Genomic DNA, 19315 nt, shown 5'->3' with positions numbered 1-19315 from the left:
TCAGAGCCGGAAGTCGGCCGCCCCGGCCGCCAGCGCCATACCGTGACCGGGGCGTCGGGTCGGAACTTCCATGGTCCCGCCACTGACGGTCGGTGCCCCCTCGACCAGCAGCGGCTCGAGGCGCACGTGGTCGTTGAACCACTCGACATGGCGCAGGTGCGGTACTGCCGCTGCGACCGGCGCATGTAAGGAGGGCGCACAGTGCCCTGACACATCCAGATTATGCGCGGCGGCGATGGCGCAGCCGCGCAGGAACCCCGTGTACCCGCCACAGCGGGTGGTATCGAGCTGAAGACAGCTGACCACCGGAGCCATGGCTTCGACGTCAAATGTGTCGCTGATGTACTCGCCCGCCGCGACATCAGCGGTCAGCGCGGCCCGAACTTCGGCCAGCCCGCTCTTGTCGTCGCTGCTGACCGGCTCCTCGAACCAGCGCACTCCCAGCGTCTCCAGTTCCTTGCCGACCCGTTTGGCTTGCCCGCTGGTATACGCGCCATTGGCATCGACCATCAACTCGATGTCGGGACCACCGAGTTCACGTAGCAGCGTTGCCCGGCGCACGTCCCACTCGAGGTCGGTACCGAGCCCCTTGCCGATCTTGATCTTCATGGATGTGCAACCGGTCGCCTTCCACCCGGCGATATCCTGGGCGATCTCAGCATCGGTCGATGAGGTGAACCCGCCCGACCCGTAGATTGGCACACGTTCGCGGACGGGACCCATCAATGTGACGATCGGGACCTCGAGCAGTCGCGCCTTGAGATCCCACAGCGCGATGTCGACCGCGCTGATCGCCTGCATGACAAGACCTTTGGTGCCGAGGTTGCGGCACGTGCGGTGCATCGCCGACCATGCACCGCCGATGTCGAACGCGTTGCGACCCTGCAGCGCCGACGCGAGGTTGTCCTTGATTACCGCCGCCGCAGCCGTGCCGCTGTACGTCCAGCCCAGGCCCTCGGCGCTTCCGGCACGCACCTGGGCGGCCACTGCCGTCGTCGCGTTCCACTCCAAGGTGCCGTCGGATTCCGGGTGCGGCGTCGGAAATCGGTAGGCCGACACCGTCACCCGCTCGATCGTGGGGTTCGCCGTCACGGGGTCGCCTTGCCGCGGTGACGCAGCATCGCCAGTGTGGCGCCGAGAACCATCGCAGCACCGACGCCGGCCAACCGAGGACCGACGCGGTGGCCGCTGTCGTCCTGCGCACGCCAGCCGAGGTTGTCGGCCAGCACTTCGGCAGTGTGGCGCGGGGAGCGGTCGGGTGCCAGATGGGTGATCTGGGTGCGGCAGCTGAAGCCGTCGGCGATGACCGTCGTCGCGGCGTCCGCAGAGCGGACCGCCGGCATCAGCTTGTCCTCGGCGCACGTCACCGAGACGTCGTAGTGGCCACGTTCGAACCCGAAATTGCCGGCCAGACCGCAACACCCGGCATCGAGGACCTCGGTGGAAAGGCCCGCCCGGTCCAGGAACTCGTGATCTTTGTCGAGTCCGAGAATCGCATGTTGATGGCAATGCGGTTGCATGATCGCCTTGCCGTCCCGCTGTCGTGGGCGCCAGTCCGGTGCGCGTTCGGCGAGCAACTCTCCGATGGTGCGCGTCTGTTGAGCCAGCCGGTGAGCGTCCTCGTCATCGTGGAGAAGTTCCGGCAGGTCGGAGCGGAAAACAGCCGCGCAGCTGGGTTCGAGCACGACCACCGGGGTTGCTTGCCGGAGCGCAGGCTGCAGGATCGTCAGCGTTCGGCGCAGGATGTGCTGGGCGACCTCGAGTTGACCAGTGGAGATCCAGGTCAGTCCGCAGCAGACGGTTTGGCGTGGAACATGCACCTCGAACCCGGCGTCTTCCAGAACCGCGACTGCAGCCTTGCCGATGTGCGGATCGAAACTGTTGGTGAAGGTGTCCGGCCAGAGGATCACCCTGCCCCGACTACCCGGGTGTATCGGACGACGGCCGAACCAGTCGGTGAACCGTTGGGCGGCGAAGCGGGGGACGTCGCGATGGTGGTCGATGCCGCCCGCCGCGCGCAAGACTGTGGTGAGGCCGGGCGTGTGAGCCAGGGCGTTGATCGGGCGGGGCGCGACGGCCGCGATGCGGGCCAGCAACGGCAGCCAGCCCATCGAATAGTGGGCCAGCGGGCGCAGCCTGCGCTTGTAGTGGTGATGCATGAATTCGGCCTTGTAGGTGGCCATGTCGACGTTGACCGGGCAGTCGCTGCGGCACCCTTTGCAGGCCAGGCACAGATCGAGCGCATCGCGAACCTCCGTCGACCGCCAGCCGTCGGTGATGACGTCGCCCTGCAGCATCTCGAACAGCAGCCGGGCCCGGCCCCGCGTCGAGTGCTCCTCCTCGCCGGTGGCCCGGTAGCTCGGGCACATCACGCCGGATTCGTGACCGCGGCACTTGCCGACCCCCACACAGCGGTTGGCGGCCCGGGAAAAGCGGTGATCATCGCCGGGATAGGAGAACAGGGTGTCCGGCTCGATCGGGCGGTAGTCCGAGCCCCAGCGCAGATCGGTATCCAGGCGCCGGGGATGCACGACCTTGCCGGGGTTCATGTTGTTCTGTGGGTCGAAGATGTCCTTCAATTCACTGAACGCCCTGATGATGTGCTCGCCGAACATGATCGGCAACAGTTCGCCGCGCTGCTGGCCGTCTCCGTGTTCGCCGGACAGCGAGCCGCCGTAACCGGTGACCAGGTGTGCGGCATCCTCGACGAAGTTGCGGTATTTGGCGATGCCCTCGGCAGTGGTCAGATCGAAGGGGATCCTGGTGTGTATGCAACCTTGACCGAAATGGCCGTACAGGGAGGCACTTCCGTAGTCGTAGTGCTTCAGCAGCTGCTGGAAATCGGCAAGATAGTCGCCCAATCCTTCTGGCGGAACGGCGGCATCCTCCCATCCGGCATGGGTGTCCTTGCCGTTGGGCTGGTGCGCTGTCGCGCCAAGTCCGGCCTCCCTGGCCTTCCACATCCGTTCTTGTTGATCGGTGTCGTCGATCACGACCGCGTCCTGGTGATCGCCATTCAGGTCGTCAAGCATTGCCCGGGCGCGCTTGTCGGCGTGCTCGGTATCGTCGCCGTTGAACTGGACGATCAACCAGGCATCACCGTCAGGCAATTCGTCGAGTGCACCCTCGGCGAGATGCTTGACGTGCTCGAGTGAGACCAGTCGACTGTCGAAGCCTTCCAAGGCGGCCGGCTCGTGCCGCAAGATCCTGGTGACCGCCGTACCCGCGGTCTGGATGTCGGAGAAGCCGAGGACGGCCAGCACGTGCGCTTTCGGCTGGCGCACAAGCCCTATCTCGGCGCGCAGTACCGTGACGAGCGTGCTCTCACTGCCCACCAACAGCTGCGCGACATTGAAACCCATTTCGGGCAGCAGGCTGTCCAGGTTGTAACCGGAGACGCGGCGCGGAATCTCCGGGTAGCGCCGACGGATTTCGTCGGCGTATTCGTCACGCAGGGCACACAATCGTCGGTAGAGGTCGGCACGCTCGTCGTTGCCGGCAACGATCTCGGCGAGCTGATCCTCGGAGGTCGGACCGACCCACATCCGTAATCCGTTGTAGGTCAGCACTTCCAGTCGCCTTACAGAGTCCACCATCTTGCCGTAGGCCTGTGCCGTCGCCCCGCACGAGTTATTGCCGATCATGCCGCCGATCGTGCAACTCACGTGGGTCGACGGCCGAGGTCCGACCATCCATCCGGTGTCGTTCAGAGCATCGTTGAGGTCGTCGAGCGTGATGCCAGGTTCGACCACCGCCGTCCCGGCCGACTCGTCTACCGACACGACCCGATTGCAGAACTTGCTCCAGTCGATCACCACACCGGTATTGGTGCACTGACCGGCCAGGCTAGTGCCCCCTCCGCGGGAGAACACCGAACAGTCGTGGTGCCGGCACACCGCGACGGCTTCGGCTGCCGCTTCCGGAGTATGTGGCACAACCACACCGATCGGAATCTGGCGGAAATTGGAGGCGTCGGTGGAGTAGGCGCCCCGGCTGCCGCCATCAAATCGGACCTCCCCGTCGACACGGCGTTCGAGCTCCTCCCGCAATGCTCTCCGGCGGTCGTCAGTTAGTTGATTCCAGGCAAGCATTGTCACTGGGAAACTCCTGTCAAACCTGTTTGTGTTCAGCCGCTCCGGGTAAGCGCCGTGCAGAGGCGCAGATACCGGGTGCCCCGGATACCGAGGAGGAAACATGGCAAAGACGGTTGCGGACTACCTACTTGCCCGCTTGCGGGACTGGGGAGTTCGGCATGTGTTCGCATATCCCGGCGACGGGATCAACGGTATTGTCGGCGCCTTCGGGGCTGCCGACAACAAGCCCCAGTTCATCCAGGCGCGCCACGAGGAGATGGCCGCGTTTGAAGCAGTTGGATATGCGAAGTTCAGTGGCGAACTCGCGGTGTGCATGGCGACCTCCGGGCCTGGTGCAGTGCATCTGCTCAACGGGCTGTACGACGCCAAGCTCGACCACGTGCCGGTCGTCGCGATCGTCGGGCAGACCGCGCGCAGCGCCATGGGCGGCTCCTATCAGCAGGAGGTGGACCTCCAGTCCTTGTACAAGGATGTGGCCAGTGACTATCTGGTCGAGGTCAACGTTGCCGAACAACTGCCCAATGCGCTGGACCGGGCCATCCGGACGGCCCTCACCCGGCGCGCGCCGACGGCGCTGATCATCCCGTCGGATCTGCAAGAGGAGGAGTTCACCCCGCCACAGCATGCCTTCAAACAGGTGCCGTCCAGTGACCCGAGCTTCGACTACCCGGTCTTGGAGCCGCCGCTGCAGGCAGTCCGACACGCTGCGGAGATCCTCAACGCGGGCGAGAAGGTTGCGATCCTGATCGGCCAGGGTGCCCGGACAGCGGCCGACGAGGTGAGGAAGGTAGCCGAACTCACCGGCGCCGGTGTGGCGAAAGCCTTGTTGGGCAAGGACGTTTTGCCCGACGACCTGCCATACGTCACGGGCTCGATCGGTCTGCTCGGCACCAGGCCCAGCTATGAGATGATGCGCGACTGCGACACCCTGCTCATCGTCGGCTCGAATTTTCCGTACACGCAATTCCTGCCGAAGTTCGGCCAGGCCCGAGCGATTCAAGTCGACGTCGACGGGACGTCGATAGGTATGCGCTATCCAACCGAGATCAACATCGTCGCGGATGCGGGTGCCACACTGCGGGCCATCATCCCGCTGCTGCAACCGAAGAATCCGACGAAGTGGCGTGACGACATCGCCGACAACGTCGCCCGCTGGTGGGAAACGATGGAAAAGCAGGCAATGTTGTCGGCCAAGCCGGTCAACCCGATGAGGGTGGTGTGGGAGCTGTCGTCCCGGTTGCCCGGTGATGCGATGCTGTCGGCCGATTCCGGCTCGTCGACGAACTGGTATGCGCGCTGCCTGAAGGTCCGTGACCGGATGCGCGGCTCACTGTCGGGAACGTTGGCAACGATGGGACCTGGCGTGCCCTATGCGATCGGCGCCAAATTCGCCCACCCCGACCGCCCGGCAATCGCACTCGTCGGCGACGGCGCGATGCAGATGAACGGCATGGCCGAATTGCTCACGATTGCCCGCTACCACCGACAATGGGCGGATCCCCGGCTGGTCGTCTGCGTGTTCCACAACAACGATCTCAACCAAGTCACCTGGGAACTGCGAGCGATGGGCGGATTCCCGAAGTTCGAGGAATCTCAAGCGCTTCCGGATGTCTCTTACGCCGACATCGCCCGTTGTATGGGACTGGAGGCGATCACCGTCGACGAACCGGACGACATCGGCCGAGCCTGGGACCGCGCACTGGCAGCCGACAAGCCGACCGTGCTCGACGTGCGTTGCGATCCCGAGATGCCGCCCATTCCGCCGCACGCGACCTATGAACAGGGCAAAGAACTCCTCACCGCGCTGGCCAAGGGCGATCCCGCTCGCTGGCACATCATGATGCAAGGGGCCAAGACCAAGGCACAAGAGTTCGTGCCGCACCGCGAGGGATGAGCGGCGTGAACTGGTTGGCGCTCACTAGGGCCGGGTTCGGCGCAGCGGTGCTGCTGGCCCCCGACGATGTCGCCGGACACATAGGGGACAGGGATCTGAGCAACGGAACGCGCACCGCCATGCGGATTCTCGGCATTCGGCTACTGGCTCAATCGGCAGTGTGCGCGGCGCGACCCACTCGCTGCGTGTTGACGATCGAAGCCGTCGTCGACCTGATTCATGGCGCGACGATGGGCGTAGTTTCGGTGCGCAGTCGCAACGACAGCCGACGCCGTGCGGCGGCGGCAAACGTCGTCACGGCGGCTGGATTCGCCGTCGCCGATCTGGCGGCGGTCCGGCGGCATCACCCGCCGGCCGAACCGACGCGCAGCACGGTCCTGCGTTGGCGCAACGCGCTGGCCGAACGGCTGTGTCGCGTGCTGGCGCCGTGAAATAGGAGGTTTCTGTGGCGCCTGCCTGGTTGGTGGTGCTCTCGTGGTGTGCGCTCGCACTGGCCGGCGTCAGCACGCTCATCATTCTCGTCGACATATACGTACGCGGCTATCGGCAACGGATGCGCGTGATGGAGGCGGTGTGGCCGGTGACCGGCCTCTACTTCGGCCCGGTCGCAGTGTGCGTGTACTGGCGTTATGGCAGGCCGCAGAGCCGCAAGTGGCTAGCGGAGCGCGGCCGTGACAGCCCGCCCGACAAACCGGATTGGGCCACCACTGCGATCGGCGTGAGCCACTGCGGTGCAGGGTGCACTCTCGGGGACATCATCGCCGAATTCGCGGTGTTCGCACTGGCCCTCGAATTATTCGGGCGGGCATTGCTCCCCGAATACGTCGGTGATTACACCGCCGCACTGGCGTTGGGAATCCTCTTCCAGTACTTCGCGATCGCTCCGATGCGCGGCTTGGGATTTCGTAAGGGACTGATTCAGGCGGCCAAGGCGGATGTGCTGTCGCTCAGCGCATTCGAAGTCGGACTGTTCGGTTGGATGGCGATGATGGCATTTGTCTTCTTCGGAGCGCATCCGCTTCACCCCAACAGTCCGGTCTACTGGTTCCTGATGCAGATCGGCATGATCGTCGGCTTCGCGACCGCCTGGCCGGCCAACGTGTGGCTGATCCGGCGGGGGATCAAGGAGGCGATGTGAACGGGGCACTCCTGGGCGGCGGGCCATTGCGGAGTTCACGGCGTTCGACTGGGTGACCGCGGTGGCGCTGTTGACTCTAATCGTGGCGCACGCACTGGTGGTTCGGCTGCGGTTCGTCCCCGCGTTGCGGCGCATGGTGGACCCACCAGCACGGGTGCTGATCCGCGACGGCAAGGTCGACGAGCGGAACCTGCGACAACACGGCCACGACAGTCCGGCGGACGTTCATCTGGCATTGTTCGAGGAGAAGGGCGCGGTGTCGGTGCTGAAGGGAGTCGGCACGAAGGATTGATCGCGGCCGGCGCAATGGAACCGAAGGAGGCATGGCTTGCAGCAGTCAATCGACGGGCCATCCGCAACAGACATCGACGCCGTGCTGCGGGCCTCCCGCGCACTGGTGGGCATAGCCGCCGCCTCGATAGCCGAGATCTCCGAGGTCGTCACGGTGCCGCAGCTGCGGGTGCTGGTGATGATCGACACGCACGGCCCGTTGAATCTCGCTTCGGTCGCCGCGGCGCTGGATATCAGTCCGTCCAACGCCAGCCGCATCTGTGATCGGCTGATCAGGGCGGGATTCCTGCACCGGCAGGATTCCGCTGCCGACCGGCGCAACATCTCGCTGTCGCTGACCACGGAGGGAAGGCAGCTGGTTCGCAAGATGAATCGTCATCGTCGCCGGGCGATCACCCGGGTGCTGCGGGCGATGACCGCCAAGGAACGGGCGTCAGTCGTCACCGCGCTCAACGCCTTCGCTGTCGCTGCGGGGGAACCGGCCGACGAAGTGGCCCTGCACTTGGTCTGGCCACCTGCCTGACACGACCTATTCGTTACCAGTCCGCGCCCCGCCGTCGACCTCCGGCGTGAGAACGTAGACCTCTATGCACACGCACAGCTTCGTCACCTATGAAGAATTCGGTCGCCGATTCTTCGAAGTCGCGGTGACCGAGGAACGTGTTGCGGCAGCCTTCGCCGAGATCGCCGGCGGCGAGTTCGAGATGGGCCCGATGGCCCAGGGGCCGGCCGGCCTCGCCAAGGTCACCGCCAAGGTGAAGATTCAGCAGCCGACCGCCCGGCGCAGTGTGGGCGACACGATCACGTTCAACGTCCGGATTCCGCTGGTGATCGAGCTGATCGTCGACCTGCGCCTGGACAAACAACGGTTCACCGTCGACGGCGATATCGCCCTGCGAGCGACCGCGCGGGCGGCCGAGCCGCTGCTGTTGGTCATCGACGTCGCCAAGCCGCGGTCCTCCGACATCGCCGTCAACGTGACGTCGAAATCGGTGCGCGGGGAGATCCTGCGCATCGTGGCCGGCGTCGACGCCGAGATCCGCCGCTTCGTCGCGGCCTACGTCGCCGACGAGATCGACAGCCCGGCATCGCAACAGGCAAAAATCATCGATGTCGCCGAGGCCGTCGCCTCCGCCTGGGACTGAGGGAGACAACAGGTGCGGTTCGTCTTCGTCCACGGTGGTTTCCACGCGAGCTGGTGCTGGCAACGCACCATCGCCGAGCTCGACCGGCTGGGCCACGAGTCCGTCGCGGTGGACCTGCCCGGGCATGGCGCGCGCGTCGACGATCCGTTGGAGGAGTGGACCATTCCGCGCCGCCGCGACGCGATCCTGGAGCTCGTCCAGCCCGGTGACGTGCTGGTCGGTCATTCCGGTGGTGGATTCGACGCGACAGTGGCCGCCGATGCCGCCGTCGACGACGTCAGCCACATCGTCTATCTGGCCGCCGCGCTGCCGAGGGAAGGCCGCTCGTATCCCGAGGCGATGGCGATGCGCAACACTGAGGACGGCGAGTTCGACGGTGACGTCGGGGAGATGTTGGGCTACCTCCATTTCGACGAGACCGGCGCGATGACCTTCGCCGATTTCCAGGGTGCGTGGCGCTACTTCTACCACGACTGCGACGAGCCGACCGCACGCTGGGCCTTCGAGCGGTTGGGGCCGGAGAAGTTCGGCGCGGTCAACGACACCCCGGTGTCGGTGCCGAACTTCTGGGCCGCCGATCTCCCGCGCAGCTTCATCCGGTGCACCGAGGACAAGTCCATGCCGCGCTGGCTGGCCGATACCGTCACCGAACGTCTCGGTGTCGAGCAGCTGACCATCGACGCGTCCCACTCACCGTTCCTGTCCCGACCTGCCGAACTGGCCGAACTGCTGGTCCACGCGACCACCACCGTGCCGGTGGGGCCGCTGCAGCCGGATTAGTCCGGGCGAGGTGTGCCGGTCAGATTCAGCGGTAGTCCAACGGCGCTGAGCTGGGTCAGGACGTCCTCGATGCGCCCGCGCGGTACTTCGGCACGCCACTCGGGCAGGCTCCCGGTCAGATGCAGGACTCCGGGACTGAACGACAGACTCGTCAGGGTCAGGCCGCTGGCCAGTTCCGGTAGCCGCACGGGGTAGGACGGTGTCCGGTCCGGCAACGACCAACGGCGCCTGCGGGTTCGCACCGCCCGCGGGTGCAGCCACAGCGTCGAGCCGTCGAGTCGTACGTCGACCTCGATGCTGCCGAGCCCGGGGCGGCGGGCCCAGCGCAGCCGGGCAACACCGTCGTCGTCCACGTGGCCCGACAGCCGGGGCAGCGCATCGGAGAACACGTCGTCGAGTGCGTGCGTCGAGATGTCCATACTCACCTCGACCGGTGCGGCCACCAACACCGGCGGCACCCCCGGCCGCAGGTGCACATTGTGCAGCACCACCGAGGCGCTCTCGAAATATCTTTCGTCCCAATGGATATCGGTGGCGGCCAGCCGCACATCGTTGAGCTGGCCGACGGCAAGCCGGCGCACGTCCAGACGGGAGTCGAATTCGGTGACGGTCAGCGTGACGTCGCCGCTGTCGAGCCGGACGCTCAGGGTGCGCCCGACCACCAGTCGCCGCACGGTCACGAACAGGGTCCGATAGGCCACCGCGGCGCCGGAACTGACCGCCGACGACGCCCACACCGAGGACAACATGTCCAGCGGCCGCAGGAGATCGAAGCGGGCGAGACCCAGTGACCGTGCCATAGAGCTACCCATCCTGCTTTGTCGCGTCGGCACGGCGCAAGAGTCTTTGCGTACGTTTGCAATCCGGCGCCTCGGGTATAAATGGACGTTGATGACGTCTGTGGTGATAGTGGGCAGCGGTTTCACCGGTTTCGAGTGCGCGCGACGACTGCAGCGGCAGCTTCGCCGGCACCACAGCGATGTCAAGGTCACGATCATCTCGCCGATCGACTACATGCTCTACACGCCGCTGTTGCCTGACGTGGCGGGCGGGGTGGTCGACGCCCGGTTCGTGACGATTCCCCTGGCAGGCACGTTGCCCGGGGTGCGGGCGATCAGGGGCAATGTGGAACGTGTCGATCTGACGGCGCACACGCTGAGCTACACCGATCCGGAGGACCGCACTCGCGAGCTGACCTGGGACCGGCTGGTGCTCACCCCGGGCTCGGTGACCCGGTTGTTCGACATCCCCGGCCTGGCCACCTACGCCCGCGGCCTCAAGTCCGTCGCCGAGGCGTTGTACCTGCGCGACCACGTGCTCGGGCAGCTGGAACTGGCCAGCCTAGACGAGGATCCCGCGGTGGCCGCCGGCCGGCGGACCATCGTGGTGGTGGGCGCGTCCTATTCGGGAACCGAACTGGTCGCGCAGCTGCGTGCGCTGGCCGACGCGGCGGCCAAGCAGATGGATTTCGACCCGGAATCGGTGCGCTTCGTCCTGCTGGATCTGGCCAAACAGGTCATGCCCGAGGTCGGCGAGAAGCTGGGCAAGGCCGCCATGAAGGTTCTGGACGCCCGCGGCATCGACGTGCGACTCGGCCTGACGCTGAAAGAGCTGCACGCTGATCATGTTGTGCTGAGCGATGATTCACGGCTGGACACCCGCACAGTGGCGTGGGTGACAGGGGTGACGGCCGCTCCGCTGATCGAGACCCTCGGCCTACCGACCGAGAAGGGACGGCTGAAGGTCGCCGCGAACTTGTCTGTGCCGGGCCACCCCGATGTGTTCGCCGCCGGCGATGCCGCCGCGGTGCCGGACCTGACCGAGCCCGGCACGATCACCCCGCCGACCGCCCAGCATTCGGTGCGTCAGGGCAAAGCGCTGGCGCGTAATGTCGCGGCCAGTCTGGGTTTCGGCACGCCGAAGGACTACCGGCACCGCAACATGGGCCTGGTCGTCGATCTCGGTCCGCGCAAGGCGGTCGCCAATCCACTCAACATCCCGCTGTCGGGCCTGCCGGCCAAGGCTGTCACCCGCGCCTATCACCTGTATGCGATACCGCGGGCGGTCAACCGCTGGGCGGTGGGGCTGGCCTACCTGACCGATCTGATGTTCCCGCGGACTCTGGTGTCGATGGGGCTCGCGACCCAGGAGGATGCGCGGTTCTCGACCAGCGAGGGCATCCCGATGCCCAAGGTCGACTGACTACAGGTCGAGCTCCAGATGGCCACCCTTGGGTGCGCGTGACACACAGGTGAGCATCATCCCGGCGGCCTGCTCGGGCTCGGTGAGCAGCGTATCTCGGTGCTGGACAACACCATTGATGACCCGGGTTCGGCAGGTACCACAGAATCCCTGCTGGCACGAGTACGGTGCGGCGACTTGCTCGCGCCGCAGTGCGGACAGCAGCGTCTCGTCGGACCTGACGGCCAGGGTGGCTCCCGTGGAGGCCACCGTCACGCTGAAGTTCGTGCCGTCGACCACCGGCGCGGCGGCAAACCGCTCGAAGTGCAGCTCGATATCGTCACGTTCGGCGAGCGCGGCCCGGATGGCGGTCAGCATCGGCGCGGGACCGCAGGTGTACACCCCCACCCCGTCCGGACAGTCACCCAAAAGCTCTGCGGCAGTGGGCACTCCGTGCACATCGTCGGTGCGGATGTGCACCCGCGAACCGAATCGGCGCACCTCATCGAGGAACGGGATGGATTCTTCGCTGCGTCCGGCGTAGATCATCGACCAGTCGACACCGAGGCGCTCGGCCAGGCCGAGCATCGGCAGAATCGGGGTGATACCGATTCCACCGGCGATGAACCGCAGTCGCCGGGTGGGCGAACCGTAGCCGGGAACGGTGAGCGGGAACGCATTTCGGGGTCCACTGCTGGTCACGCGTGCCCCGACACCGAGGCCGTCGTGCACCTCGATCGAGCCACCACCGCCATCGGGTATGCGCCGCACAGCAATTCGGTAGTAGCTGCGCAGGTCAGGGTCGCCGCACAGGGAGTATTGCCGGATCCGTCCGCTGGGCAGGTGGATATCCAGGTGCGCACCCGGATGCCACGGCGGGAGCGGCCGCTGATCGGGCGCGGCCAATGTCAGCGCCACGACGTTCTGATCGCGGGCGACGACATGGCGTTCGACGATCTGCAGCGTGAGCGTATGGTCGCGGCCCTGCGGAGTCGCGGGCCTGCGGATCGCACCGCTGACCGCCCACAAGGTGGAGATGGCCGCGTCGGTGAGGCGCAGCGGAATGTCATGGCGGGTCCGTCCCGAGGCACTGGGCGGGGTCCCCCGCAAGCGGGCCAGCGGCTTCACAGGTGCGCGGCGCGGGCGGCTGGTGAGCTGGCCAGATAGGCGACCGCCTGCGCGGTGGAGCCGACGTCCTCCGGCGAATAGTTCGGCCGGAAGTAGGTCAGCGTCGCGGAGCCGAACAGCGTGCGGTACTTGGGCAGCAGGCCCCGCTTGGAGTCGTCGGCCCGCAGCCGCTGCATCCGCCACCAGCTCATATCCAGGCTGGGGTCGGTGCGGCACAGGTACCAGGCGCCGCGGTTGAAGAAGCCGGCGATCAGCGTCGCCGCCATACCCATGGAACGGATTCGGTCGGGGTAGCTGTCGTGGAAGTAGACCGCGACCTCGTGGGCCACGTTGCGGTGCTCGACCTCTTCGCTACCGTGCCAGCGGAACACGTCGACCAGGGTGGGATCGGCGCCGTAATCATCCCAGGCGCTGTTGAGCGCGAAGTCGCCGAGCACCGCGGTGTAGTGCTCGATCGCCGCGATCAGCCACAGCCGGTCACACAGGTGGTTGAGCCGCTTGCGCGGATTGTCCGACGGGCTGGGCGAGAGAACCTGACCGAAGACGTAGTCGAGCTGGCGCAGGATCGGCTCCGGGTCGACCCCGCGGGCGACCATCAGCTCCTGGAGCACGCGTTCGTGGACGTCGGCGTGGGTGGCCTCCTGGCCGATGAAGCCGCGCATGTCCTCGGCCAGACGGGGATCTTTGACCAGCGGCAACGCCTCGTTGTATGTGGCGACGAACCAGCGCTCGGCCACCGGGAGGACGACGTTGAGCAACCCGATCACGTTGGATGCGACGGGATGGCCGGGAATCCAGTGCAGCGGTGCCTCGGAGACGTCGAAGTCGACTCTTCTGGCCTGGATCTGTACCCGGCCAGGATCGATCTCGTGCTCGAAACGGCGTGGGCGCAGCATGGGCGAAAACCTCCCGGCAGACTGCCGAAAAGTCTAGCCGAGGGGGTGCTCAGCCGACTTGAGTCGGCGTAACCGTCACGGTGCCGGGCGCTCCGGGCGTCGGGCGGCTGCCACCGTCGGCCGGGATCGGTGCCTGTGGCGCGCTGCCTGCCGAGCTGGGCGGCGGAGCCTCTGGCTGGGCGGCCTTCGTGCAGTTCAGCATCAGCTGCATCTTGCCGCTGGCCAGGTACTTCTGGCTCTGCACGATGCACTTCGCCTGGGGCACCTCGCTGCCGACCGAGCCGCCGAACACCGTGGAAACGCCTTGGGCGTGCAGGATGGCGACGGCCTTGTAGTAGGGCTCGCCGAGGATGTTGAGGGTGCCGCCGGCGTTCGGGTCGGCGTTGCTGGATCCCATGCCGAGTGCGGCTGCTGCCGAACCCGCGGCAAGCGCTCCGGCGGCCACCAGGATGAGCCTCTTCACTGCAACCTCCGTCTGTGTGTCCGGTCGAACATAGCTCAGGTCGCTGGGCGCGCGCCCTTCGAGCAGGTCCCACCAGCCCCTTGAGACGTCTATCGTCACGGCACCACCCGGATGTTTCATCCGCAGAAAACTAGGGGCCGTTGCCGCGCAGGATTTCCTCGGCGCACCGCAGCCGGGTGTGCCCGGTTTCCTGCATGCAGACCCGTACCGGGGACTCGTTCTCGATCGGCGGGGGAGAAACCGGCGAGGACGTGACCACCGGGTTCGGGATCACATCCTGGTGGACCGACCACAGATACCGGTTCGTGTATTGCAGCTGCGTGCAGTACGCGGTGGCCCCGTCCGCGGTGGTGCCGGAGGCGCCCGGCTCGGTGCAGTCCGACCCGATGACGGCGGTGGGCGTCGGCTGGACCGTGACGGTGTCGGTCGGGGTGCTGGTGGTCGTCGACGTGGTCGTCGTGGTGGTGACCGGCGGGGGCGGGGGCACGACGGGCGTCGGCGTCGTCGTGGTGGTCCGGACGTCCTGGGTGGCGACGGTCTCGCCGCGATCGCGCCCGGCGATGAACGCGGCGGCCACCGCGATCAACAGCACGAGCAGCACCGGAACCAGGATCGCCGGGCGCAGCCACGACTTGTGGGCCGTGGGTCCTGGGTCGTCGATCGGGGTCAGCCGGGTGGCATCGGCGTCGGTCCGGCCGTCACCGGACAGCGGCAGGGTGATGTGGTGCGACAGCGCGCGCGCAAAGTCGACACACCTCTCGAAGCGGTCGGCCGGGTCCTTGGCCAACGCCTTCTGCAGTGCCGGGTCGAGGTCGGCGAGATCAGGGCGGTGGTCGGCGAGGTTCGGGGGCGCCGCCGACAGATGCTGGCTGATCACCACGGCAGGGTTGGAGTGCAGGAACGGCGGCTTGCCGGTCAGCAGGTGATAGGCGGTGGCGGCCAGCGCGTACTGGTCGGCCCGGCCGTCCAGGTCGCGGCCCATCAGCTGTTCCGGCGCGGCATAGGACACCGTGCCGACCGTCATGTTGGTCTGCGTCAATCCGCTGGGGTCGTCAGCCCACCGGGCAATACCGAAGTCCGCCAGAAGGATTCGCTCCTCGCCGGTCTCCTGCTTGGCCACCAGGATGTTGGCGGGTTTGACGTCGCGGTGCAGCAGATGCCGTTGGTGCGCGTAGTCCAGCGCCTCGGCGACCGCGGTGACGATGTTGAGCACGTCCCGTTGCGGCAAACCGTCGGGATGGCGCCTGAGCAGATCGCCGGCGTCGGTGCCGTCGACATAGTCCATCGCGATCCACAGCTGCCCCTCGAAATCGCCGCGATCGTGGACACCGACGATGTGCGGATGCCATAGCGTCGCGGCGATATCGGCCTCACGCTCGAACCGGGCCCGGTATTCGTCGTCACCGCTCACCGAGGCGGGCAACACCTTCAGCGCATCGCGGCGGGGCAGTCGAGGATGCTGAGCGAGATAGACCTCGCCCATGCCGCCCGCGCCGAGCAAGCGCAGGATCGTGTAACCCGCGAATGTCTCGCCTTCGGCCAGCGGCATGGCCTGATCCTACAAATGTCCTGCCCACGCAGGTCCGGACGCGCGCAGAGCGGTCAGCGCGCTGTCGTTGACACCGAGCACCCGCAGACAGGCATCGGCGACGTGGCCGGCCAGCGTCGAAGGATCGGGCCGCGGAGGTGGTGACCACATGTTCACCAGCGACTCGACCAGCCGAAACGGCAGGTCGGCGGCATCGTCGGCGACCCCGGTCACCGCGAGGATCGCCCGGCTCAGATCCAGGTAGGCCAGCCGCAGCCGCTCACGCTCGGTCCAGAACGTCGCCAGCCGGGCTTCCCGGAGCTCGGGCAACAGATACAGCGCGCCCAGGTTCCACCGCGACGTCAACAGCTGGGCGCCGTCGAAGGCGGCCAGGGCATGCAGGCTCTGCGCCGCAGACGGCTCGGCCTGCCGCAGCTCGGCAAGGAACACCAGCGTCGGCGTAACGGTCTGGTGCAGCAGCGCCGAGAGCAGCTCATCCTTGGTCTTGAAATAGTGGTACAGCGAGGCCTGCCGGATGCCCACCGCCTCGGCAATCGCCCGGGTGGACGTGCTGGCGTAGCCGCGGGTGGTGAACAGCTCCGCGGCGGCGTCGAGGATCTCCTCCCGGGCGGTCGTGCCCGGCCTGCGCCGTTCGGTCAAGCGCGGACGGCCCGCCCGCGTTGGTTCCATGGCTCCGATGTTGACCTACATCACCAGCGAAAAGACAGACCCGGGGATTTTCTGTCACACGACAGAAACGCGGGATACCTATCGGTTACGCGACGCCATGGATTGGTTACGCCAGCGACACCCACCGCGACACGACGCCCGTAAAACTGTCAATCGACAGGCTGATGACTCACCGGTGAGCTCATCCTCGTGACCTTCTAACCCTCGGGGAGACTCCGCATGGCGAGCGCCGCAAGTGTTGCGCTACGACCTGACGCCCCGGCGACGACGCCGGGCGACGTGGTCGCGGCAGTGGATGACCTGTGCGTCACGTTCCGTCGTAACGGCAAGGACGTGCACGCGTTGCGCGGCGTGTCACTGGCCATCGCGCCCGGCGAGATCGTCGGCCTGGTCGGCGAGTCCGGGTCCGGCAAGAGCGTGCTGGGGTTCAGCATGCTCGGCCTGCTCGGGTCCGCGAAGACCCGCGGCAGCGTGCAGGTCTGCGAAACCGACATGCTGACCGGCGCAGCCAAGCAGCTGCGTAAAGTCCGGCGCCTCGATCTCGGCGCCGTGTTCCAGGACCCGATGACCTCGCTGAACCCCACGATGCGGATCGGCAAGCAGGTCGAAGAGGTCGCTGGCAGCACCGAAGAGGCGCTCAAACTGCTGACCGCCGTTGGCATTCCGGACCCGCAGCGACGGCTGCGGGCCTACCCGCACGAACTGTCCGGTGGCTTGCGTCAGCGCGTGATGATCGCGATCGCGGTGGCCGGCAACCCCGAACTGATCATCGCCGACGAACCGACCACCGCGCTCGACGTCACCGTGCAGGCCCAGGTGCTGGCGCTGCTGCAGCGGCTGCGCTCCGAAATCGGTTGCAGCATCGTGCTGATCACCCACGACCTCGGGGTGGCCGCTCAGATCGCCGACCGCATCGCAGTGCTCTACGCCGGCCGGATCGCCGAGATCGGGCCGACCGCCGACGTTCTGGCCACGCCGGCACACCCCTACACCCACGGACTGCTGCAATCACGGCTGACCCTCGACACCGCGCGTGATCGACCGCTGGCCGCGATGGCGGGCCAGGTGCCCAGCCCGACCGCCCCGCTGCCCGGCTGCGCCTTCGTGCCCCGGTGCGGCGTGGCCCGCCCCGAATGTTCCACCACACCACCGGATCCGGCGGTCGTCGCCGCCAATCGGGTCAGTGCCTGCATCATCGCGCCCGAGCAGATGCGGGCCGAGTTGGGCGGTGTGGTTGCCGCCGAGGCCGAGGCCTTCGCCGACCGGGCCGAGATCGACCTGGAGCAGCCCGCCGCGGTCGACGTCCGCACCGTTACCAAGTCGTTCGCGGTGCGCCGCCGCTGGCTCGACCGTTCGGGCCCCAAGCAGAGCAAACTGCAGGCGTTGCGCGGTGTGTCCCTGACCGTCGCGCACGGCGAATCGGTGGCCCTGGTGGGGGAGAGCGGATCGGGCAAGTCGACCCTGCTGCGGATCATCGCAGGGTTGGAGAAGCCCACCACCGGTGAGGTCGAGCTGGCCGGAGGCCAGCGTCCGCAGATGGTGTTCCAGGATGCCGGCGCGTCGCTGACGCCGTGGCTGTCGGTGGGTGAGCTGATCGGCGAGCGGCTGCGCGGTACCTCGATGTCGCGGGCCGAACGCAAGGAGGCCGTCGCCGCGGTGCTCGAGCGGGTCGGCCTGCCACAAGACATCGTCAAGTCGCGGGCCGGTCAACTCTCCGGTGGGCAGCGGCAGCGGGTATCGCTGGCGCGAGCCACCGTGATCCCGCCGCAGGTGCTGTTGTGCGACGAGCCGACCAGTGCACTCGATGTCTCGCTGGCTGCCTCGGTGCTCAACCTGATCGGCGATTTGCGCCGCAGGCTGGACATGTCGGTGGTGTTCGTGACCCACGACCTGTCGGTGGCACGGGTGGTGGCCGACCGGATCGCGGTGATGTACCTGGGCCGGATCGTCGAAATCGGTCCGGCCGAGGACGTCATCGGCCGCCCCACGCACCCGTACACGCAGGCACTGGTCGATGCGATTCCCGATCTGGGCCGCGATTGCCGGGTGCTGGCCGGCGAGCCCGCCAGCCCGCTGTCCCCGCCGACGGGATGCGCCTTCCACCCCCGGTGCCCGATCGCGATCGACACCTGCAACGACCCCGAACTCGACGTGCGGCTCGAAGGCATCCCCGGCAGCCCGCACCAGGTCGCCTGTATCGAACGAAAGGCGCGCTGATGGCCATCGCGATACCCGCCCCCGCGCTGCTGCGCAGTCGAGAGAAGCGGATGGCGGCACTACCCAAAGACCGTGCGACGGTAGTGAATTGGCTTGGCGTGTCGCTGATCCTGCTGGTGACGCTGATCGCGGTCGCGGTGCCGGTGCTCGCCCCGCACGATCCGCTGATTCCGGTCGGCATGCCGCTGCAGGCGCCGGGCAAGGACGGCTTCCTGCTCGGCACCGACAGCATCGGGCGTGACATCTTGAGCCGGGTGCTGTTCGGTGTGCGGTCCAGCTGGTTCGCCGCACTGGTGGTGGTCGCCGTCGGGTTGCTGATCGGCGGAGTGGTCGGGTTGATCGCAGGCGCTACCGGCGGCTGGGTGGACACCGTCCTGATGCGCATCACCGACGGCTTCCTGTCGCTGCCCGCACCGGTTCTTGCCATCGCCGTCGTCGCGGCACTCGGTCCCGGCTTCATCCACACCCTGATCGCGGTGTCGATCGTGTGGTGGCCGTTCTACGCCAGGCTGGTTCGCGGTGAGATCGTCCGGCTGGCAGCGCGCCCACACGTCGAGGCGGCCCGGCTGGCGGGCGTGGGACCGATCCGGGTCGCGTTGCGGCACTTGCTGCCCGGGGCGGTTCCCAACTCACTGGTGGCCGCGAGCCTGGATATCGGGACGCTGATCCTCACCCTGGCCGCACTGTCGTTCCTCGGCCTCGGCCAGTCGGCACCCGCCCCGGAACTGGGCGCGGACGCCGCTCGCAATCTGAGCTATTTCCTGCAGCAGTGGTGGATTCCGGTGATGCCGGGCCTGGCAGTTCTGGTCCTGGCCCTGATCGGCAACATCGCCGGCGACAGCCTGCGCAACTTGATGAAGACAAGCTAGG

Annotated in this window: 18 protein-coding genes; 10 read left to right on the top strand and 8 right to left on the bottom strand. The window is 66.9% G+C overall.

Going from position 1 to position 19315, the window contains the following annotated elements:
- Both HPC46_RS09395 and HPC46_RS09390 read right to left on the bottom strand, forming a co-directional pair.
- Positions 1 to 1092 carry an enolase C-terminal domain-like protein gene (locus tag HPC46_RS09395; protein WP_179469068.1) on the bottom strand — a complete coding sequence of 364 codons (1092 nt, stop codon included), beginning with the start codon at positions 1090 to 1092 and terminating at the stop codon, positions 1 to 3.
- Positions 1089 to 4091, bottom strand: coding sequence for an FAD-binding and (Fe-S)-binding domain-containing protein (locus HPC46_RS09390; protein ID WP_179469222.1), 3003 nt, complete (start codon positions 4089 to 4091; stop codon positions 1089 to 1091). The genes HPC46_RS09395 and HPC46_RS09390 overlap by 4 nt, the downstream gene beginning before the upstream one ends.
- 103 nt (positions 4092 to 4194) lie before the next feature.
- Here HPC46_RS09390 and HPC46_RS09385 point away from each other — a divergent pair, with 103 nt between their 5' ends.
- The 7 genes from HPC46_RS09385 (at position 4195) to HPC46_RS09355 (ending at position 9342) form a co-directional block, all read left to right on the top strand.
- Positions 4195 to 5988, top strand: a complete 1794-nt coding sequence (locus HPC46_RS09385) for a thiamine pyrophosphate-requiring protein (RefSeq protein WP_179469066.1) — start codon at positions 4195 to 4197, stop codon at positions 5986 to 5988.
- 5 nt (positions 5989 to 5993) lie between these two features.
- Positions 5994 to 6419: a hypothetical protein gene (locus tag HPC46_RS09380; protein WP_179469064.1), complete on the top strand. Its 426-nt coding sequence runs from the start codon at positions 5994 to 5996 to the stop codon at positions 6417 to 6419.
- 14 nt (positions 6420 to 6433) lie between these two features.
- Positions 6434 to 7126 carry a DUF4396 domain-containing protein gene (locus HPC46_RS09375; protein ID WP_179469062.1) on the top strand — a complete coding sequence of 231 codons (693 nt, stop codon included), beginning with the start codon at positions 6434 to 6436 and terminating at the stop codon, positions 7124 to 7126.
- A gap of 82 nt (positions 7127 to 7208) precedes the next feature.
- Positions 7209 to 7418 (top strand): DUF421 domain-containing protein, encoded by a 210-nt coding sequence (locus HPC46_RS09370; RefSeq protein WP_179469060.1) that lies wholly within the window; start codon positions 7209 to 7211, stop codon positions 7416 to 7418.
- A 36-nt stretch (positions 7419 to 7454) separates the two neighbouring features.
- On the top strand, positions 7455 to 7940 hold the full coding sequence (locus tag HPC46_RS09365; protein WP_179469058.1) for a MarR family winged helix-turn-helix transcriptional regulator: 486 nt from the start codon (positions 7455 to 7457) through the stop codon (positions 7938 to 7940).
- A gap of 64 nt (positions 7941 to 8004) precedes the next feature.
- Entirely contained in the window at positions 8005 to 8562 is a 558-nt protein-coding gene (locus tag HPC46_RS09360; RefSeq protein WP_179469056.1) for a hypothetical protein, read from the top strand.
- A gap of 12 nt (positions 8563 to 8574) precedes the next feature.
- Positions 8575 to 9342 carry an alpha/beta fold hydrolase gene (locus HPC46_RS09355; protein WP_179469054.1) on the top strand — a complete coding sequence of 256 codons (768 nt, stop codon included), beginning with the start codon at positions 8575 to 8577 and terminating at the stop codon, positions 9340 to 9342.
- Here HPC46_RS09355 and HPC46_RS09350 read toward each other — a convergent pair.
- Positions 9339 to 10142 (bottom strand): hypothetical protein, encoded by an 804-nt coding sequence (locus HPC46_RS09350; protein ID WP_179469052.1) that lies wholly within the window; start codon positions 10140 to 10142, stop codon positions 9339 to 9341. The two genes, HPC46_RS09355 and HPC46_RS09350, sit on opposite strands and share 4 nt — an antisense overlap.
- Positions 10143 to 10233: 91 nt before the next feature.
- Here HPC46_RS09350 and HPC46_RS09345 point away from each other — a divergent pair, with 91 nt between their 5' ends.
- Positions 10234 to 11544 carry an NAD(P)/FAD-dependent oxidoreductase gene (locus HPC46_RS09345; protein ID WP_179469050.1) on the top strand — a complete coding sequence of 437 codons (1311 nt, stop codon included), beginning with the start codon at positions 10234 to 10236 and terminating at the stop codon, positions 11542 to 11544.
- Here the strand turns inward: HPC46_RS09345 and HPC46_RS09340 are convergent, their stop codons facing one another.
- From HPC46_RS09340 to HPC46_RS09320, 5 genes are all read right to left on the bottom strand, one after another.
- On the bottom strand, positions 11545 to 12651 hold the full coding sequence (locus HPC46_RS09340; RefSeq protein ID WP_179469048.1) for a PDR/VanB family oxidoreductase: 1107 nt from the start codon (positions 12649 to 12651) through the stop codon (positions 11545 to 11547).
- Positions 12648 to 13547 (bottom strand): metal-dependent hydrolase, encoded by a 900-nt coding sequence (locus tag HPC46_RS09335; protein WP_179469046.1) that lies wholly within the window; start codon positions 13545 to 13547, stop codon positions 12648 to 12650. The genes HPC46_RS09340 and HPC46_RS09335 overlap by 4 nt, the downstream gene beginning before the upstream one ends.
- Positions 13548 to 13596: 49 nt before the next feature.
- Positions 13597 to 14010 (bottom strand): hypothetical protein, encoded by a 414-nt coding sequence (locus HPC46_RS09330; protein WP_218893921.1) that lies wholly within the window; start codon positions 14008 to 14010, stop codon positions 13597 to 13599.
- A 130-nt stretch (positions 14011 to 14140) separates the two neighbouring features.
- On the bottom strand, positions 14141 to 15559 hold the full coding sequence (locus tag HPC46_RS09325) for a serine/threonine-protein kinase (protein ID WP_179469044.1): 1419 nt from the start codon (positions 15557 to 15559) through the stop codon (positions 14141 to 14143).
- A gap of 9 nt (positions 15560 to 15568) precedes the next feature.
- Positions 15569 to 16228 (bottom strand): TetR/AcrR family transcriptional regulator, encoded by a 660-nt coding sequence (locus HPC46_RS09320; RefSeq protein WP_179469042.1) that lies wholly within the window; start codon positions 16226 to 16228, stop codon positions 15569 to 15571.
- Positions 16229 to 16447: 219 nt separating this feature from the next.
- On the opposite strand from HPC46_RS09320, the gene HPC46_RS09315 reads away from it, so the two are divergent.
- Positions 16448 to 18445 (top strand): dipeptide ABC transporter ATP-binding protein, encoded by a 1998-nt coding sequence (locus HPC46_RS09315; protein WP_179469040.1) that lies wholly within the window; start codon positions 16448 to 16450, stop codon positions 18443 to 18445.
- The gene (locus tag HPC46_RS09310) at positions 18445 to 19314 is read left to right on the top strand and encodes an ABC transporter permease (RefSeq protein ID WP_179469038.1); all 870 of its coding nucleotides are present in this window, start codon (positions 18445 to 18447) and stop codon (positions 19312 to 19314) included. The genes HPC46_RS09315 and HPC46_RS09310 overlap by 1 nt, the downstream gene beginning before the upstream one ends.
- Position 19315: the final 1 nt, after the last annotated feature.

The sequence above is a fragment of the Mycolicibacterium vinylchloridicum genome (assembly GCF_013404075.1).
GTDB classification, from domain to species: domain Bacteria; phylum Actinomycetota; class Actinomycetes; order Mycobacteriales; family Mycobacteriaceae; genus Mycobacterium; species Mycobacterium vinylchloridicum.
This window is presented reverse-complemented; position numbering and strand designations above follow the sequence as displayed.

Excerpts from the sequence above, each read along its gene's own strand:
- HPC46_RS09390 (WP_179469222.1), bottom strand. The coding sequence starts at position 4,091 with ATGCTTGCCTGGAATCAACTAACTGACGACCGCCGGAGAGCATTGCGG.
- HPC46_RS09385 (WP_179469066.1), top strand. The coding sequence starts at position 4,195 with ATGGCAAAGACGGTTGCGGACTACCTACTTGCCCGCTTGCGGGACTGG.
- HPC46_RS09360 (WP_179469056.1), top strand. The coding sequence starts at position 8,005 with ATGCACACGCACAGCTTCGTCACCTATGAAGAATTCGGTCGCCGATTC.
- HPC46_RS09350 (WP_179469052.1), bottom strand. The coding sequence starts at position 10,142 with ATGGCACGGTCACTGGGTCTCGCCCGCTTCGATCTCCTGCGGCCGCTG.
- HPC46_RS09345 (WP_179469050.1), top strand. The coding sequence starts at position 10,234 with ATGACGTCTGTGGTGATAGTGGGCAGCGGTTTCACCGGTTTCGAGTGC.
- HPC46_RS09335 (WP_179469046.1), bottom strand. The coding sequence starts at position 13,547 with ATGCTGCGCCCACGCCGTTTCGAGCACGAGATCGATCCTGGCCGGGTA.
- HPC46_RS09325 (WP_179469044.1), bottom strand. The coding sequence starts at position 15,559 with ATGCCGCTGGCCGAAGGCGAGACATTCGCGGGTTACACGATCCTGCGC.
- HPC46_RS09320 (WP_179469042.1), bottom strand. The coding sequence starts at position 16,228 with ATGGAACCAACGCGGGCGGGCCGTCCGCGCTTGACCGAACGGCGCAGG.
- HPC46_RS09315 (WP_179469040.1), top strand. The coding sequence starts at position 16,448 with ATGGCGAGCGCCGCAAGTGTTGCGCTACGACCTGACGCCCCGGCGACG.
- HPC46_RS09310 (WP_179469038.1), top strand. The coding sequence starts at position 18,445 with ATGGCCATCGCGATACCCGCCCCCGCGCTGCTGCGCAGTCGAGAGAAG.